Origin of the sequence: Streptomyces sp. NPDC000134 (assembly GCF_042899225.1) — a bacterium.
In the GTDB taxonomy this organism is placed as follows: domain Bacteria; phylum Actinomycetota; class Actinomycetes; order Streptomycetales; family Streptomycetaceae; genus Streptomyces.
In genome coordinates this window covers 85,958-102,780 of the sequence record NZ_JBIAZN010000002.1, presented here as the reverse complement: position 1 = coordinate 102,780, position 16,823 = coordinate 85,958, and the positions used below count along the sequence as shown (strand labels likewise).

Annotated in this window: 16 protein-coding genes and 1 riboswitch; of the genes, 13 read left to right on the top strand and 3 right to left on the bottom strand. The window is 73.5% G+C overall.

All coding sequences use genetic code 11. The features are described 5' to 3' along the window. The first annotated feature begins 149 nt into the window (after positions 1–149). The 12 genes from ACFY32_RS02905 (at position 150) to ACFY32_RS02850 (ending at position 14,174) form a co-directional block, all read left to right on the top strand. Entirely contained in the window at positions 150–2,435 is a 2,286-nt protein-coding gene (locus tag ACFY32_RS02905; RefSeq protein ID WP_390673274.1) for an N-6 DNA methylase, read from the top strand. Positions 2,436–2,578: 143 nt separating this feature from the next. Then, positions 2,579–3,298 carry a hypothetical protein gene (locus tag ACFY32_RS02900; protein ID WP_390673273.1) on the top strand — a complete coding sequence of 240 codons (720 nt, stop codon included), beginning with the start codon at positions 2,579–2,581 and terminating at the stop codon, positions 3,296–3,298. 38 nt (positions 3,299–3,336) lie between these two features. Beyond that, on the top strand, positions 3,337–4,824 hold the full coding sequence (locus tag ACFY32_RS02895; RefSeq protein ID WP_390673418.1) for a serine/threonine-protein kinase: 1,488 nt from the start codon (positions 3,337–3,339) through the stop codon (positions 4,822–4,824). 324 nt (positions 4,825–5,148) lie between these two features. Further along, positions 5,149–5,787: a SurA N-terminal domain-containing protein gene (locus ACFY32_RS02890; RefSeq protein WP_359201971.1), complete on the top strand. Its 639-nt coding sequence runs from the start codon at positions 5,149–5,151 to the stop codon at positions 5,785–5,787. Positions 5,788–5,817: 30 nt separating this feature from the next. After that, positions 5,818–6,795: a nucleoside triphosphate pyrophosphohydrolase gene (locus ACFY32_RS02885; RefSeq protein ID WP_390673272.1), complete on the top strand. Its 978-nt coding sequence runs from the start codon at positions 5,818–5,820 to the stop codon at positions 6,793–6,795. A gap of 161 nt (positions 6,796–6,956) precedes the next feature. Next, positions 6,957–8,237 carry a cytochrome P450 gene (locus ACFY32_RS02880; protein ID WP_359201967.1) on the top strand — a complete coding sequence of 427 codons (1,281 nt, stop codon included), beginning with the start codon at positions 6,957–6,959 and terminating at the stop codon, positions 8,235–8,237. 147 nt (positions 8,238–8,384) lie between these two features. Continuing rightward, positions 8,385–9,398: a transglycosylase family protein gene (locus ACFY32_RS02875; protein ID WP_359201965.1), complete on the top strand. Its 1,014-nt coding sequence runs from the start codon at positions 8,385–8,387 to the stop codon at positions 9,396–9,398. A gap of 182 nt (positions 9,399–9,580) precedes the next feature. Then, a riboswitch (cyclic di-AMP (ydaO/yuaA leader) is annotated at positions 9,581–9,747 on the top strand. Between the two features lie 5 nt (positions 9,748–9,752). After that, a complete protein-coding gene (locus ACFY32_RS02870; protein WP_390673271.1) occupies positions 9,753–10,499 on the top strand; it encodes a transglycosylase family protein in 747 nt (248 codons plus the stop codon). 257 nt (positions 10,500–10,756) lie between these two features. Next, positions 10,757–12,046, top strand: a complete 1,290-nt coding sequence (eno, locus tag ACFY32_RS02865; protein WP_359201961.1) for a phosphopyruvate hydratase — start codon at positions 10,757–10,759, stop codon at positions 12,044–12,046. Positions 12,047–12,157: 111 nt separating this feature from the next. Next, entirely contained in the window at positions 12,158–12,634 is a 477-nt protein-coding gene (locus ACFY32_RS02860; RefSeq protein WP_359201959.1) for a septum formation initiator family protein, read from the top strand. A 29-nt stretch (positions 12,635–12,663) separates the two neighbouring features. Then, positions 12,664–13,197: a DUF501 domain-containing protein gene (locus ACFY32_RS02855; RefSeq protein ID WP_359201957.1), complete on the top strand. Its 534-nt coding sequence runs from the start codon at positions 12,664–12,666 to the stop codon at positions 13,195–13,197. Beyond that, entirely contained in the window at positions 13,194–14,174 is a 981-nt protein-coding gene (locus ACFY32_RS02850; protein ID WP_390673270.1) for an exopolyphosphatase, read from the top strand. The genes ACFY32_RS02855 and ACFY32_RS02850 overlap by 4 nt, the downstream gene beginning before the upstream one ends. A 293-nt stretch (positions 14,175–14,467) precedes the next feature. Here ACFY32_RS02850 and ACFY32_RS02845 read toward each other — a convergent pair whose 3' ends face one another. The 3 genes from ACFY32_RS02845 to ACFY32_RS02835 are packed head-to-tail and all read right to left on the bottom strand — an operon-like array spanning position 14,468 to position 16,336. Beyond that, positions 14,468–14,884, bottom strand: a complete 417-nt coding sequence (locus ACFY32_RS02845; RefSeq protein WP_390673269.1) for an arsenate reductase ArsC — start codon at positions 14,882–14,884, stop codon at positions 14,468–14,470. Continuing rightward, complete coding sequence (gene arsB / locus ACFY32_RS02840) at positions 14,877–15,968, bottom strand: ACR3 family arsenite efflux transporter (protein WP_390673268.1); 1,092 nt, start codon at positions 15,966–15,968, stop codon at positions 14,877–14,879. Before arsB ends, ACFY32_RS02845 begins: the two co-directional genes overlap by 8 nt. Further along, positions 15,965–16,336: a metalloregulator ArsR/SmtB family transcription factor gene (locus ACFY32_RS02835; protein ID WP_359201949.1), complete on the bottom strand. Its 372-nt coding sequence runs from the start codon at positions 16,334–16,336 to the stop codon at positions 15,965–15,967. The genes arsB and ACFY32_RS02835 overlap by 4 nt, the downstream gene beginning before the upstream one ends. Before the next feature lie 80 nt (positions 16,337–16,416). Here ACFY32_RS02835 and ACFY32_RS02830 point away from each other — a divergent pair, with 80 nt between their 5' ends. Next, positions 16,417–16,815 carry an ArsI/CadI family heavy metal resistance metalloenzyme gene (locus ACFY32_RS02830; protein ID WP_390673267.1) on the top strand — a complete coding sequence of 133 codons (399 nt, stop codon included), beginning with the start codon at positions 16,417–16,419 and terminating at the stop codon, positions 16,813–16,815. Positions 16,816–16,823 lie beyond the last annotated feature (8 nt).

Sequence of the window (16,823 nt, the reverse complement as noted above, 5' to 3'; positions counted from 1 at the left end):
TTGACGAGGTCAATAAGAACAGAGCTTGTGAACCGAGTCAACCACGTACACACGTGTTGGGCCGTTCACGGCGTGAACCGCTCGAACCTGCGTTCACCGGTATGCTCGGGCGTCACGCACGACGCGGGGTGACGAGGGGAGTGGGGGCGGTGCAGGACAACGCGACAGAGGTGACCGCCGCGGGGATCGCCCGGCTCGCCGGGGTCGGCCGCGCGGCCGTGAGCAACTGGCGGCGCCGGCACGGCGACTTCCCCAAGCCGGTCGGGGGCACCGAGACCAGCCCCTCCTTCGCGCTCGCCGAGATCGAGGGCTGGCTGCGCCGGCACGGCAAGCTCGCGGAGGTGCCGCTGCGGGAGCGGGTCTGGCAGCAGCTCGTCGGCCACCCCGAGGGGCCCGTCACCGCGCTCACCCACGCCGGCTGCGTCCTGCTGCTGATCCACGACCGGCCCACGGTCTGGCTGGAGATCGGCGCCGGCTCCGACGAACGCCTCGCCGCGATGCTGCCGGAGGCGCTGGAGCAGGTGCTCACCCCGAGGCTGGGACCGGCGACGGCCGCGCGGGCCGCGGGAGCTCCGCGGGCCACGCGGGGGGGCTCTGCCTCGGTGGGCGCCCCAGCCTCGGTGGGCGCCCCAGGCTTGGTGGGTGCCCCCGCCCCGTCCGGCGCCGCGTCCGCCCCGTCGGGCACCTCCCCCGCCCCGTCCGGCGCCGCGTCCGCCCCGTCGGGCACCTCCCCCGCCCCGTCCGCCACTGCCACCCCCGGGGCCACTCCCGCCCCGCCGCCCTCCACCTCCACCTCCACCTCCGCCTCCGCCCTCCACCCCCCCACCGCCCCCGCCCTCCTCCCCTCCGCCCCCCTCCTCCGCGGCGTCGCGGAGCTGGCCGCGGAGACGGGGGCGCGGCAGGCGTTCGAATTCCTGCTGCGGCGGCATCTGGACGCCAACCCGCGCCAGTACCCGCTGACCCCCGCCGAACTGGCCGGGCTCATGGCCGACCTGGTCGGCCCCGTCCGTACCGTCCTCGACCCGGCCTGCGGCACCGGCGCGCTGCTCCGCGCCGCCGCACCCCACCCCGACCAGGAGCTGTACGCGCAGGACAGCGCGCCCGACCTCGCCGCGCTCGCCGCGCTCCGGCTCGCGCTGAACACCCGCGCCGGCGTACGCGCCGCCGCCGGTGACACCCTGCGCGCCGACGCCCACCCCGCGCTGCGCGCCGACGCCGTGCTGTGCCATCCGCCGTTCAACGAGCGGAACTGGGGGCACGACGAACTCGCCTACGACGCCCGCTGGGAGTACGGCTTCCCGGCGCGCACGGAGTCCGAGCTGGCCTGGGTGCAGCACGCGCTGGCCCGGCTCGCCGACGGCGGCACCGCCGTGCTGCTCATGCCGCCCGCCGCCGCGTCCCGCCGTTCCGGCCGCCGCATCCGTGCCGACCTGCTGCGGCGGGGCGCGCTGCGGGCCGTGGTCGCGCTGCCGGCCGGCGCGGCACCGCCGTACAACCTGCCGCTGCACCTGTGGGTGCTGCGCCGGCCCGAGAAGGCCCCCGCGCAGCTTGAGCTGCTGCTCGCCGACACGGGCAGGTTCGCGGGGGAGGGGCGCGGCGGCCCCGACTGGGCGGCGGTGCGGGACGCGGTGCTCGACGCCTGGCGGGCGTTCGACCGCGCGGGCCGGCTCGACGACCGGCCGGGCCTGGCCCGCTCGGTGCCCGTCATCGAGCTGCTCGACGACGACGTGGACCTCGCCCCGGCCCGGCACCTCCCGCCCGCCGCGGCGGCCGACGGCGTCGGGCACCTCGCCGAGGTCCGCGAGCGCCTCGGCGAGACCCTGCGGCTGACCGGCGGCCTCACCCCGCCGCCCGCCGAGGGGCAGACCGCGCCGCGCTGGCCGCTGACCACCGTCGGCGAACTCGCCCGGGGCGGCGCCCTGGTGCTGCGTACCGGCGGGAACGGCGGCCACGCTCGGGTGCCCGTCCTCACCGACCACGACGTGCTCGCCGGGACCGGTCCCTCCGGCACCCTCCCGGAGAGCGCCGAGGAGGCCGTGGAGACCGAACGCGGGGACGTCGTCGTGCCGGTGCTCGGTGGCGGTGGCGTCGCACGCGTGGTGGACGACGCGTTCGCCGGGGCCGTCCTCGGCCGCAACCTGGTGCTGCTGCGCCCGGACCCGGCCGCCGTCGACCCGTGGTTCCTCGCCGGTTTCCTGCGCGGCACCGCCAACAACCGCCAGGCCAGCAGCTACGCCTCCACCGCCACCCGGCTCGACGTGCGCCGCCTCCAAGTGCCCCGGCTGCCGCTGGACGAACAGCGGCGCTACGGCGCCCGGTTCCGCGCCCTCGACGAGTTCGAACGAGTCCTCAGGCAGGCGAGCCGGCTCGGCGAGCAGCTCGTGCGGGGGATGTACGACGGGCTGACGGACGGCACGGTGACGCCCGGTCCCTGACCGGCACGACAACCGGCACGACAACCGGCACGACCACCGGTACGACAACGGTTCGGTAGACCACGGGACCGTATGTCGGTACCGGCCGATACGCTCGGACCTCCGAAGTGCGCCGACCCAGTCCCGCCCGTCCAGGAGCAGCCATGTACGGCAACAGCGTGGTGCCGCCCTCCCGCAGCGCGGCCACCGTCATCACCCTGCGGGTGCTGTTCGCCGTCGCCGGCTTCCTCACCTGCGGACTCCTGGCGTGCGTACCGCTGTTCCGGATCGCCGTGCTGCGCGGCCGCTGGTACGACTGGACGGCGGCCTGGGTGAGCCTGCCGGTGTCCATCACCTGCCTGGCCGTGGTCGGCTCGCTGCCGGAGACCGACTACCGGTCGGACATCGCGCTCGCCGCCTGCCTGCTGCTGGGCGCGGCGGCCACCGCGCACTTCCTGGTGGTCGACATCCGGACGCACGCCGCTCTGCGGACCCCGTTCCCCGGCTACCCGCCGCCGCCCGTACCGCCCGCCGGGGCGTACTACGGCCAGGCGCACACCGTGCCGCCGGGGGCGCCCGCGGGACCGTACGCCCCCACACCCATACCCGGGCCCCCGCACCCCACGACCCCGCACCCCACGACCCCGCACCCCGGGATACCGGACCCCCGGACCGCCACACCCCACATGCCGCACCCGTCCCCGACCCCCCAGACACACCGCACGCCCCACACGCCCGTCCCCCACACGCCCCACACGCCGGCCCCCCAGCGCCCCGCCCCCGCCCGGATCGACCAGGTGCGGGCCGAACTCGACGAGCTGAGCGACTACTTGCGCCGCCAGGAGGGCCAGGACGGCCCCGGCGGTCACGAGGGCCGACGGTGACCGTGGCGGCGGGGCGGGTGGTCACCGGCCGCTACGAGCTGTCCACGCTCATCGGCCAGGGCGGCATGGGCCAGGTCTGGACGGCGTACGACCGGCGGCTCGACCGGCGCGTGGCGGTGAAGCTGCTGCGCCCCGACAAGGTGGCCGGACAGGAGGCGGACGAACTGCGCCGCCGGTTCCTGCGCGAGTGCCGGGTGACCGCACAGGTCGACCACCCCGGCCTGGTCACGGTGCACGACGCGGGCAGCGAGGGCGACGACCTGTTCCTCGTCATGCAGTACGTCGACGGCGCCGACCTCTCCGACCACCTCGCCGAGCACGCCCCGTACCCGGTGGAGTGGGCGGTCGCGGTCGCGGCCCAACTGTGCGCCGTACTGAGCGCCGTGCACGCCGTGCCGATCGTCCACCGCGACCTGAAACCGCGCAACGTGATGGTGAAGCAGGACGGCACCGTCACCGTCCTCGACCTCGGTGTCGCCTCCGTCATGGACAACGACACCACCCGCCTCACCCACACCGGCTCGCCCATCGGCACCCCCGCCTACATGGCCCCGGAGCAGGCGATGGGCGGCGCTGTCGGCCCGTACACCGATCTGTACGCCCTCGGTGTGCTGCTGCACGAACTGATCGGCGGAGACGTGCCGTTCGCCGGCTCCACCGCCCTCGGCGTGCTGCACCGGCACCTGTACGAGCCGCCGCTGCCGCTGCGCCGCGTCCGCCCGGAGGTCCCCGAGGAACTGGAGACGCTGGTCCTGCGGCTGCTCGCCAAGGACCCGCAGCACCGCCCCGCCTCCGCCCAGGAGGTCTACGAGTGCGTCGCTCCCCTGCTGCCCGCGCGTGGCTGCCCCACCGGGCTGCCCCTCGACCCCACGCGCCCCTTCCGGGGCCCGCACGCCCCCTGGCCGGACCACGCCCGCACCCCGGCCCCGCAGCCCGCCCCCGCCGCGCCGGCCGAGGAGAAGCCGGACGTGGCCGGCGCCGTCGACGAGGTCAAGCGCCTGCTCGGCGAGGGCCGGATCACCCAGGCCGTCGACATCCTCGGCGCGATCCTGCCCGTCGCCGCCGAGCGGCACGGCGAGCACTCCCCGGTGGTGCGCACCCTGCGCAAGCAGTACGCCGCCACCCTCCTGGACGACGGCCAGTACCGGCGCGCCCTGCCGGAGCTGCGCCGCCTCGCCGACGAGCGCGCCGCCGAGGCCGGCCGGGCCGACCCGCAGTCCCTGCGGTACCGCTACGAGGCCGCCCAGTGCCTCGAACAGCTCGGCGAACCGGCCGCCGCCCTCGCCGAGTACCGCGCGCTGCTGCCGTACTACGAGAACCAGTACGTCGCCGCCGACGACCCCGACCTCGCCCTCGACCTGCGCCGCCGCATCGGCCTGCTGCTGCTCGCCCTCGGCGACCGGGCCGCCGCCCACGCCACACTGGCCCGCCTCCTGCACGACGTCGACCGCACCCGGGGCCCGGGACACCCCCTCGCGGCGGAGCTGCACCGCACGCTCCAGTGGCTGGGGCGGATGGGCGGTTAGGGCCTGTCGTTTGGATCAGGTCGCAGGGAATCTGCTGCGCCTGGTCATGCCGGTGAGCGGGGCCTGGCGCGTGCAGATGCAAGGCGGAGGAGGGCGGCAACGCGGAGCGTTGACAACCGACGACAACGCCGCAGATGTGCGTGCCAGGCCCCGCGTCTGCGGGCTGATCCAAACGACAGGCCCTAGGGCTCCGGGAGGCGGCGGCGGTGCCCGATGTCCCGGTGAATCGTTGGTCGAATGGGTTGGCCGGAGCCCGGCCACTGCCTACCATCGATCACCGCAAGACCTTGTGCACCGTCGCACAAACTCCACCGGGAGGTCTCCTTGCACCGCCGCCGTCGCACCGCGCTCCTCCTCACCGCCGCGATCGCCGCGGCACCCCTGCTGACCGCCTGCGGCAACGACGCGCGTCCGGGCGCCGCGGCCGTGGTCGACGGCCGGCGGATCACCGTCGCGCAACTGGAGGACCGGGTCGACGAGATCCGCGCCGCCCAGCGCGCGGCCGTACGGGACGAGGCGCAGTACGCGCAGGCCATCAACCGCAGCGGCAGCCTCACCCGCGACACCCTGCACAGCATGGTCCTCGACCAGGTGCTGCACCACGCCGCGCGGGAGGCGGGCATCACCGTCACCCGCAAGGAGATCCAGCGCATGCGCACCGGCCTGGAGCAGCAGGCCGGCGGCCCCGCGGAGCTGGAGACGGTCTGGCTCCAGCAGTACGGCATCGCCCCCGAGCGCCTGGAGGACAACCTCCGCCTGCAACTTGAGGCCCAGAAACTCGCCGAGCGCCTCGGCACCGACACCGGACAGCCCGCCTTCTGGCAGGCCCTGTCGAAGTCCTCCGAGGAACTCGACATCGACCTCAACCCGCGCTACGGCACCTGGGACGTGGAGAAGAGCAGCCGGGTGGACGCCGACACCCCGTGGGTGCGGGACGTCACGGCGCCCCGGGGCACGGCGTAACGGTTCAGCGGGGTGCGTTACGTTCGAGACGTGAACGCGACGAGCCCCGAAGCCGCCCCGGACCCCGGCCGCGTGGTCCTGCTCACCACCAGCCACCGGGTCGCCCCCGGCCTGCTGTCCTGGCCCGCCTGGCAGGTCCTGCGCTCCGCCGACCGCGTGCTGTGCGCGGACGGCGCCCACCCGCAGGTGCCGTATCTCCGTGAGGCGGGCGTCGCGGTCGACGAGGCCGCCCCGGCCGCCGAGGAACTCCTCGACGCCTGCGCAGGCGGCCGTACGGTCGTCGTCGTGGCGACCGGTGAGGGCGAGCCCGCCCTCACCGACGGCCTCGCCAGGCTGGCCGGCTCCGGCCGCGTGCGCATGCCCGAACTGGAACTCCTCCCCGCCTCCTACGACCTCCCGGGCGCCCGCCTGCTGGACCTCGTCCAGGTCATGGACCGCATCCGCGCCGAGTGCCCCTGGTCCTCCCGGCAGACCCACGAAGGGCTCGCCAAATACGGCATCGAGGAGGCGTACGAACTCGTCGAGGCGATCGAGGACGGCGACCGCGACGGACTGCGCGAGGAACTCGGCGACGTCCTGCTCCAGGTCGTCTTCCACGCGCGGATCGCCGAGGAGGACCCGGACGCGCCGTTCTCCGTCGACGACGTCGCCGGCACGATCGTCACCAAGCTGATCCACCGCCACCCGCACGTCTTCGGCGACGCGAGTGCGACCACCCCCGAGGAGGTCAAGGAGCACTGGCTGCGCACCAAGGCCGTGGAGAAGCAGCGCACCTCGGTCACCGAGGGCGTCCCGCTCGGCCAGCCCGGTCTCGCCCTCGCGGCCAAGCTGGCCTCCCGGGCCCGCACCGCCGCCCTGGACGTCCCCCTCCCGCACACCGGCGGCATCGGCTACGACCTGCTGCGGCTCGCGGTACGGGCCGAGGCGGAGGGCGTCGACCCGGAAGCGGCCCTGAGGGCGGCGGCCCGCGCCTACCGGGACGCGATCCTGGCGGCGGAACGGACCTGACCCGGGCACCCCGCGTCACGCCGGACACCGCACCCGCCCCCGCCCCGCCTCCCGTCACGCCGGGCACCGCACCCGCCCCCCGGCACCCGCGCCGCGCACCGCACCCGCCCGACCACCCCCGCCCGTCCACCCCCGCCCCGCCCTCCGGATACGGTCAGGACGTGACCGACCGACCCCACGCCCAGCCCGCCCCCGCCCTCTTCACCTGGGAGTTCGCCGCCGACCCCTACCCCACGTACGCCTGGCTGAGGGAGAACTCGCCCGTCCACCGCACCACCCTCCCCAGCGGCGTGTCGGCCTGGCTGGTCACCCGGTACGCCGACGCCCGCCAGGCCCTCGCCGACCCCCGCCTGTCGAAGAACCCCGCGCACCACGACGGACCCGCCGACGCCAAGGGCAAGACCGGCATCCCCGGCGAACGCGGCGCCGACCTGATGACGCACCTGCTGAACATCGACCCGCCGGACCACACCCGGCTGCGCCGCCTGGTCAGCAAGGCGTTCACGCCCCGCCGCGTCGCCGAGTTCGCGCCCCGCGTGCAGGAGCTGGCCGACCGCCTCATCGACGGGTTCGCCGGCCGCGGCGAGGCCGACCTGATCCACGAGTTCGCGTTCCCGCTCCCCATCTACGCCATCTGCGACCTGCTCGGCGTCCCGCGCGAGGACCAGGACGACTTCCGGGACTGGGCGGGCATGATGATCCGGCACGGCGGGGGCCCCCGGGGCGGGGTCGCGCGGTCGGTGAAGAAGATGCGCGGCTACCTCGCCGACCTGATCCATCGCAAACGCGCCGCGCTGCCGCCCGAGCCGGACCCCGGCGAGGACCTCATCTCGGGCCTGATCCGCGCCTCCGACCACGGCGAGCACCTCACCGAGAACGAGGCCGCCGCGATGGCGTTCATCCTGCTGTTCGCCGGTTTCGAGACGACCGTCAACCTCATCGGCAACGGCACGTTCGCCCTCCTCACCCACCCGGAGCAGCGCGCCCGCCTCCAGGACGCCCTCGCGGCCGGGGACCATGGCCTGCTGGCGACCGGCGTCGAGGAGCTGCTGCGCTTCGACGGCCCGGTGGAGCTGGCCACCTGGCGGTACGCCACCCGGCCGGTCGCCCTCGGCGGACAGGACATCGCCCCCGGCGACCCGGTCCTCGTCGTGCTCGCCGCCGCCGACCGGGACCCGGAGCGGTTCGCCGACCCGGACACCCTGGACCTGGCCCGCCGCGACAACCAGCACCTCGGCTACGGCCACGGCATCCACTACTGCCTCGGCGCCCCGCTGGCCCGGCTGGAGGGCCGGACCGCGCTGGCCACCCTCCTGACCCGGCTGCCCGACCTGCGCCTGGCCGCCGACCCGGCCGGACTGCGCTGGCGCGGCGGCCTCATCATGCGCGGGCTGCGCACCCTGCCGGTGTCGTTCGCACCCGGGACGGTGGAGCGGAAGTGACGAACGTTCACTTCTGTGATCTCCATGTGATCTGCACGGCATGAACTTGTGACAAGTGATCGTGTGCCGATACGTTCACGGATCAGCGCGGCGCCGAGCCCCATCCGCCGCCGCGCGGGCCCCTGTTGTCTCGCGAAAGGTCCCCGCATGCTCTCCGGGAACGGCCGTCACCGTCGCCCCCGCCAGGCCCCGGCCCTGGTCGTCGCCGCCGGAGTCACCGGCTCCGCCATCGCGATCCCCCTGCTGGGAGCCACCGGCGCGCACGCGGCCGACGGCACGGCCTGGGACCGCGTCGCCGAGTGCGAGACCGGCGGCGCCTGGAGCCAGAACAGCGGCAACGGGTACTACGGCGGCCTCCAGTTGTCCCAGAAGGACTGGGAGGCGTACGGCGGGCTGGCCTACGCGCCCAGCCCCGACGAGGCCAGCCGCTCCCAGCAGATACGGGTCGCCGAGAGCCTGCTCGCCGACCGGGGCATCGCCGCGTGGCCGACCTGCGGCCCGCTCGCCGGACTGCTCGGCGGCTCGCCCTCGGCGGACACCGGCACCGGGAACGGTACGACGGATGACGGCGCGTCGGACGAAACGCCCACAACGGACTCGGCGGACACCTCCGGCTCCGGCCGGACGACCGGCGCGAGCCCCGAGGCGACGGCGACCCCCGACTCCTCGCCCTCGGCCACCCCGTCGGACGAGACGCCGGCCGGGAAGAGCAAGAGCCGCAAGAGCGGCACGAGTGAGAAAACGGCCAAGTCCGACACGTCCTCGGAGTCCGAAAAGCCCACCATCGACCCGAACGACTCCATCACCACAAGGCCCGACGACTCGGACAACTCGGGCCTCGATACCGGTGCTTCACAGCTCACCGGCACCACCGACTCCGGCACCGGACGCCATCGCGGCGGCACCGCCGACGAGGACGCCGCCGACGGCCGTACCACCGGGCGGCACGCTTCGCGCGGGGACGGTGTGACGCGAGAGGTCCAGGACGGGTCGTACACCGTGCGTACCGGCGACAGCCTCTGGGGCATCGCCGACTCCCTTGAGCTGAGCGGGGGATGGCACTCCCTCTACGCCGGGAACAAGGAGACCGTCGGCGCCGATCCGGACCACATCCTGCCCGGTCAGAAGCTTGCAGTGGATGTCGAATCGGGCGAAAAGTAACGGGAGTTCGCGCCGCGATTGACACTTGATGTCCGGTATAAACGCGGTGAGAGATAGGTCTCAGAAGTCGTGATCGTCTTTGAAAATCCGCCGCGGGCGTGACTACGGTCGTGATCGCTCGCCACCGCGGGCCCCGGCCGCCGCAACGCCGAATCCTGCCAGCGGCAGTCCGGGAACAGTCGTCGCGTCAAGCGCCGTAGGCAGGAGCGGGGGACCCAAGGTAGGCGCCGCACCGGGCAGTTGAACCGGAGCGGCTAGGGGTGAAGCCGGCTCCCGTGAGGGACCCGGCCGGGCAACTCAACCGGCCCGAACCCGACAGCTCACCTCGCAGGCGTCGGTGAGGGGATCTCCACCATGCTGTTCTCCAGCAAGGGCAAGCACCGTCGCCCGTCCAAGGCCACCCGGGCCATCGCCATCGCCGGTGTCACCGGTGCCGCCGTCGCCGCTCCGCTGATGGCGGCCGGCAACGCCTCCGCCGCCACCGAGTCCGAGTGGGACGCCGTCGCCCAGTGCGAGTCGGGCGGCAACTGGTCCATCAACACCGGCAACGGCTACTACGGCGGTCTGCAGTTCTCCGCCTCCACCTGGGCCGCGTACGGCGGCACCCAGTACGCCGCCACCGCCGACCAGGCCGGCAAGGCCCAGCAGATCCAGGTCGCCGAGAAGGTCCTCGCGGCCCAGGGCAAGGGCGCCTGGCCGAACTGCGGCACCGGCCTGTCGGGCGCCGGGTACACCGGCGGCGGCGCCACCGAGAGCCAGAACCAGGGCGGCGGCCAGAGCACCGGCGGCCAGGACGGCGGCAGCCAGGGCGGCGGGTCCACCGCGACCACCCGGGAGACCCAGGAGCAGCCCGCCTCCCGCTCCCAGGAGCGCCCCGCCCAGACCCAGCAAAAGCAGACCGGGAAGACGGTCACCACCCCGACCGGCAAGAAGGTCGAGAAGGGTGACGGCGAGTACAAGGTGGTCAAGGGCGACACCCTGAGCACCATCGCCAAGGCGCACGACGTCGCGGGCGGCTGGGCGAAGCTGTTCGAGCTGAACGACGACATCGTCGACGACGCCGACCTGATCTACCCCGGTCAGCAGCTCCACCTGAAGTAGGACCCGCGGGTCCGGCAGGACTCCCCGCCCCGGTGCGTGTTCCCCCGTACGCACCGGGGCGGGGTCATGTCCGGGGACCCGCCCCTCTTTTGTTCCGTTCGGAAACAATCTACGCTCGGTTCTGCCACAGGGGTGGGTGACCGGCTGGCCGATCGGCCGGAGCCGGTTAGGCTCATCCCGCAGAGCCACACGGCCGCGCCCGCGACAGCCAACCGCGGACCGGCCGCCCCGCGTCACATCCCAAGAAGGAGATGCTCGTGCCGTCCATCGACGTCGTCGTAGCCCGGGAAATCCTGGACTCCCGAGGCAACCCCACGGTCGAGGTCGAGGTCGGCCTCGACGACGGCAGCACGGGTCGTGCCGCCGTCCCGTCCGGCGCCTCCACCGGCGCCTTCGAGGCCATCGAGCTGCGCGACGGCGACGCGAGCCGCTACCTCGGCAAGGGTGTCGAGAAGGCCGTCCTCGCCGTCATCGAGCAGATCGGCCCGGAGCTGGTCGGCTACGACGCCACCGAGCAGCGGCTGATCGACCAGGCCATGTTCGACCTGGACGCCACCGACAACAAGGGCTCCCTCGGCGCCAACGCCATCCTCGGCGTCTCCCTCGCCGTCGCCCACGCCGCCTCCGAGGCCAGCGACCTCCCGCTCTTCCGCTACCTGGGCGGTCCCAACGCGCACCTGCTGCCGGTGCCGATGATGAACATCCTGAACGGCGGCTCGCACGCCGACTCCAACGTGGACATCCAGGAGTTCATGATCGCCCCGATCGGCGCGGAGTCCTTCTCCGAGGCGCTGCGCTGGGGCGCCGAGGTCTACCACACCCTCAAGAAGGTCCTGAAGAACAAGGGCCTGGCCACCGGCCTCGGCGACGAGGGCGGCTTCGCCCCGAACCTCGGCTCCAACCGCGAGGCCCTCGACCTCATCCTCGAAGCGATCAAGGAAGCCGGCTACACCCCCGGCGAGCAGATCGCCCTCGCCCTCGACGTGGCCGCCTCCGAGTTCTACAAGGACGGCGTCTACACCTTCGAGGGCAAGGAGCGCTCGGCGGCCGAGATGACCGAGTACTACGCCGAGCTGGTCGACGCCTACCCGCTGGTCTCCATCGAGGACCCGCTGTTCGAGGACGACTGGGAGGGCTGGAAGACCATCACCGACAAGCTCGGCGACAAGGTCCAGCTCGTCGGTGACGACCTGTTCGTCACCAACCCCGAGCGCCTGGCCCGCGGCATCGAGGAGGGCGCGGCCAACGCCCTGCTGGTCAAGGTCAACCAGATCGGTTCGCTGACCGAGACCCTGGACGCCGTGGAGCTGGCCCAGCGCAGCGGCTTCAAGTGCATGATGTCCCACCGCTCCGGCGAGACCGAGGACGTCACCATCGCCGACCTGGCCGTCGCCACCAACTGCGGCCAGATCAAGACCGGCGCCCCGGCCCGCTCCGAGCGCGTCGCCAAGTACAACCAGCTCCTGCGCATCGAGGAGATCCTGGACGACGCCGCGGTGTACGCCGGCCGTAGCGCCTTCCCCCGGTTCCGCTCTGCGAACCAGTAGGCACAGCAAGGGCTGACCTGCCCCTCGGAGGCAGAGTCGTCCGTACGTCCCCGCACCCGGTCCCGTACCGTGTGCGGGGACGTACGCGCGTGGACGGGAGGCGGAAGGCGGATGGCCGTGAAGGACCGGGACCGTTTCTCCACCACGACCAGGCTCCGGCTGCTCGGCGAGCAGACCGCGGCCCGGGTCTACCGCTCGCAGACCCGCCGCCAGGCCCGCCGCTCCCGGCTGACCGGCCGGGCGGCGCTGCTGGCGATGGTGGTCTGCTCCCTGGTGGTGGCGCTCGCCTACCCGATACGGCAGTACGTCGCCCAGCGCGCCGAGATCGCCGACCTCCAGCGGGAGAAGCAGCAGGCCCGCCAGCGCGTCGAGCAACTGCGCGACCTCAAGGCACGCTGGCAGGACGACGCGTACGCCGAACAGCAGATCCGGCTGCGGCTGCACTACGTGATGCCGGGCGAGACGGGTTACATCGTCATCGACCCGGCCGCGGCCCGGCAGACCCGCGCCGGTCTCGGGGCCGCCGACCGCCCCTGGTACCGCAACGTCTGGGAAGCGGTCGACAAGGCCGACGCCGCCCGTCAGTGAACCCACAGGAAGACCAGCAGAAGACAGCCATGCAGACCCCTCCGCCGCCCACCGGGCGCACCGAGCCCACCGACGCGGACGTCGCGGCGTTCCAGCAGCAGCTCGGGCGACCGCCCCGCGGACTGCGCGCCATCGCGCACCGGTGCCCGTGCGGGCAGCCGGACGTCGTGGAGACCGCCCCGAGGCTGCCCGACGGCACGCCGTTCCCCACGCTGTACTACCTGACGTGCCCCAGGGCCGCCTCCGCGATCGGCACCCTGGAGGCCGACGGGGTGATGAAGGAGATGACCGAGCGGCTGGCCGCCGACCCCGAACTGGCCGCCGCCTACCGGGCCGCGCACGAGGACTACATCCGGCGCCGCGACGAGATCGAGGAGCTGACCGGCTTCCCCAGCGCGGGCGGGATGCCCGACCGGGTCAAGTGCCTGCACGTCCTGGTCGCCCACTCGCTGGCGGCCGGCCCCGGGGTCAACCCGCTGGGCGACGAGGCGATCGCCATGCTGCCCGAGTGGTGGCGCAAGGGGCCGTGCGTGACGGTCACGGACGAGGAGGACGCCGAGTGACCCGGGTCGCCGCCGTCGACTGCGGTACGAACTCCATCCGGCTGCTGGTCGCGGACATCGACCCGGCCACCGGCACGCTCACCGACCTGGACCGGCGGATGACCATCGTCCGCCTCGGCCAGGGCGTCGACCGCACCGGCCGGCTCGCCCCCGAGGCCCTGGAGCGCACCTTCGCGGCCTGCCGCGAGTACGCCGCGGTCATCAAGGAGCACGGCGCCGAGAAGGTGCGGTTCGTGGCCACCTCCGCCTCCCGCGACGCCGAGAACCGCGACGAGTTCGTCCGCGGCGTCCTGGACATCCTCGGCGTCGAGCCCGAGGTCGTCACCGGCGACCAGGAGGCCGAGTTCTCCTTCCGCGGCGCCACCGCCGAACTGGCCGGCCGCCCCGACCTGGAGCGGCCCTTCCTGGTGGTGGACATCGGCGGCGGCTCCACCGAGTTCGTCGTCGGCGACGACCGGGTGCGGGCCGCCCGCTCGGTCGACGTCGGCTGCGTCCGGATGACCGAGCGTCACCTGGTCCGCGGCGGCGCGGTCACCGACCCGCCCGCCGAGGAGCAGATCGCGGCGATGCGGGCCGACATCGAGGCCGCCCTCGACCTGGCCGCCGAGGCGGTGCCGCTCGGCGAGGCCCGCACCCTGGTCGGCCTGGCCGGGTCGGTCACCACGGTCTCCGCGATCGCCCAGGACCTCCCGGAGTACGACTCCACCGTCATCCACCACTCCCGCGTCTCCCGCGACCGCGTCCGCGAGATCACCGCCCGCCTGCTGCGCTCCACCCACGCCGAGCGCGCCGCGATCCCCGCCATGCACCCGGGCCGCGTCGACGTCATCGGCGCCGGCGCCCTGGTCCTGCTGACCATCATGGAACGCACCGGAGCCCAGGAGGTCGTGGTCAGCGAACACGACATCCTGGACGGCATCGCGTTCAAGGCGGCGGAGGAGGCCGCGGCGGGCGCCCCGTCGGACGCCTGCGGGTGAGCGGTTCGATCCTGATCGCCAGCGCGCCGAGCGGTTCCTTCTCGGGCGGACAGATGGCGCGGATGCCGGCGAGCTGTTCCTCCCGGCCGGCCGTCGGGTTCACCTCGGCCGCGCAGGCGCATGCGGCCCTTCGGCCGGCACCGGCTCGTCGCCGGCTTCGACGCACAGGCTCGCGAACCGGTGGCCGCACAGCCCCGACCTCGACGGTCATCGAAGTGAGCGGGGCCGTCCGGGGGATGACGTCCTTGAGCCGTATCGCCGAGATCCGGAGACCGGTCGGCCTCCGGCGGCAGTCAGGCCGGCTCGACGCCGAGGTCGTGGAGCAGGCCGCGTACCCGCCGCTCGATCTCGTCCCGGATCGGCCGGACGGCGGCGACGCCCTGCCCGGCCGGGTCGTCGAGTGCCCAGTCGAGGTAGGTCTTGCCGGGGAAGACGGGGCAGGTGTCGCCGCAGCCCATGGTGATCACCACGTCGGACGCCCGCACCGCCTCGGAGGTCAGCACCTTCGGCGTCTCGGCCGACAGGTCGATCCCGGCCTCGGCCATGGCCTGCACGGCGGCCGGGTTCACCGCGGCGGCCGGCGCGGACCCGGCCGAGCGGACCTCCACGGCGCCGCCCGCGAGACGGGTGAGGAAAGCGGCGGCCATCTGCGAACGGCCCGCGTTGTGCACGCAGACGAACAGCACGGACGGCTTGGCGGTGTCAGACACGGGCGGCACCTTCCCGGACGGCCGCCGGGGCGGACCCGGGGAAGAAACGGCGGGCGGCCAGGGCCACGCGGACCAGTCCGATGAGGACGGGCACCTCGATGAGGGGGCCGACGACTCCGGCGAGAGCCTGGCCGGAGGCGGCACCGAAGGTGGCGATGGCGACCGCGATGGCCAGCTCGAAGTTGTTGCCCGCCGCGGTGAACGCCAGCGTGGTGGCCCTCGGGTGGTCCAGTCCGACCGCGCGGCCGACGGCCATGGACCCGGCCCACATCACGGCGAAGTACACCAGCAGGGGCAGCGCGATCCGGGCGACGTCGAGGGGCCGCGAGGTGATGGCGTCGCCTTGGAGGGCGAACAGCACCACGATCGTGAACAGCAGTCCGTACAGGGCGAACGGCCCGATCCGCGGGATCAGTTCGGACTCGTACCAGGCGCGTCCTTTGGCCCGCTCGCCCAGACGGCGGGTGAGGAACCCGGCCAGCAGGGGGACGCCCAAAAAGATCAGCACGCTTCGGGCGATCTCCCACACCGACACGTCGAGAGCGGTCTGCTGAAGACCGAGCCGGCCGGGGAGGACGGAGAGGTAGAACCACCCGAGGAGACTGAACGCCAGGACCTGGAAGACGGAGTTCAGCGCGACCAGGACGGCGGCGGCCTCACGGTCGCCGCAGGCGAGGTCGTTCCAGATGACGACCATGGCGATGCAGCGGGCGAGGCCGACGACGACCAGGCCGGTGCGGTACTCGGGCAGGTCCGGCAGGAAGAGCCAGGCCAGCGCGAACATCAGGGCCGGGCCGACGGCCCAGTTCAGCACCAGGGACGGAATGAGCAGGCGCCGGTCGCGGGTGACGGCACCCAGGCGGTCGTAGCGGACCTTCGCCAGGACCGGATACATCATCACCAGCAGGCCGAGCGCGATCGGCAGCGAGACGCCGGTGACGGTGACCTCCGCCAGCGCGTCCCCCAGGCCGGGCACGAGGCGGCCCAGCCCCAGGCCGACGGCCATCGCCAGCACGATCCACACGGCCAGGAAGCGGTCCAGGAACGACAGCCGGGCGGTGACCGGACCGGCGGGGGCGCTCACGGGGCGGCCCCGGCCGGACGGGTGAGGACCGCCGCCAACCGGTCGGTCGCCTCGGGCAGCAGCCGGTAGAACACCCACGTCCCGCGCCGCTCCGAGCCGATGAGCCCGGCCTGCTTGAGCAGCTTGAGGTGGTGGGACACGGTCGGCTGCGACAGGTCGAAGGCGGGGGTGAGGTCGCAGACGCAGACCTCGCCTCCCTCCCGCGAAGCGATCATCGACAGCAGTCGCAGCCGGACGGGATCACCCAGCGCCTTGAACACCGTCGCCAGCTTCTCGGCCTCGTCCTCGCTCAGAGGGGCGGTCAGCAGGGCGGGACAGCACTCTTCGGCGCCGTCCTGGCCGAGGACCACGAGTTCTTGTTTCGACACACTTCTATGTTGACGTTCTTCGATCCAACGCGCAAGGTTGCATCGACAGACATCAATACAGCCGATCCGGAGAGACCGCCATGTCCCGTGCCCAGCTCGCGCTCAACGTCGCCGACCTCGAAGCGTCGGTCACCTTCTACTCCAAGCTGTTCGGTGTCGCACCCGCCAAGCGGCGCCCCGGTTACGCCAACTTCGCGATCACCACCCCGCCGCTCAAGCTCGTCCTCATCGAGGGCGAGCCGGGGCAGGAGACCCGCCTGGACCACCTCGGTGTCGAGGTGGAGACCACCGACGAGGTCACCGCCGCCACCGCCCGCCTCCAGGACGCGGGGCTCGCGACCTTCGAGGAGAACGACACCTCCTGCTGCTACGCCCTCCAGGACAAGGTGTGGGTCCACGGTCCCGGCAAGGAGCCGTGGGAGGTCTACGTGGTCAAGGCCGACGCCGACCGGCTGGGCGAGGGACCCTGCTGCGGCTGAGCCCTCCC

Coding starts and splice junctions, on each gene's coding strand:
- ACFY32_RS02830 (WP_390673267.1), top strand. CDS start 16,417: ATGTCCCGTGCCCAGCTCGCGCTCAACGTCGCCGACCTCGAAGCGTCG.
- ACFY32_RS02860 (WP_359201959.1), top strand. CDS start 12,158: ATGGCCGTGAAGGACCGGGACCGTTTCTCCACCACGACCAGGCTCCGG.
- ACFY32_RS02900 (WP_390673273.1), top strand. CDS start 2,579: ATGTACGGCAACAGCGTGGTGCCGCCCTCCCGCAGCGCGGCCACCGTC.
- ACFY32_RS02870 (WP_390673271.1), top strand. CDS start 9,753: ATGCTGTTCTCCAGCAAGGGCAAGCACCGTCGCCCGTCCAAGGCCACC.
- ACFY32_RS02855 (WP_359201957.1), top strand. CDS start 12,664: ATGCAGACCCCTCCGCCGCCCACCGGGCGCACCGAGCCCACCGACGCG.
- ACFY32_RS02875 (WP_359201965.1), top strand. CDS start 8,385: ATGCTCTCCGGGAACGGCCGTCACCGTCGCCCCCGCCAGGCCCCGGCC.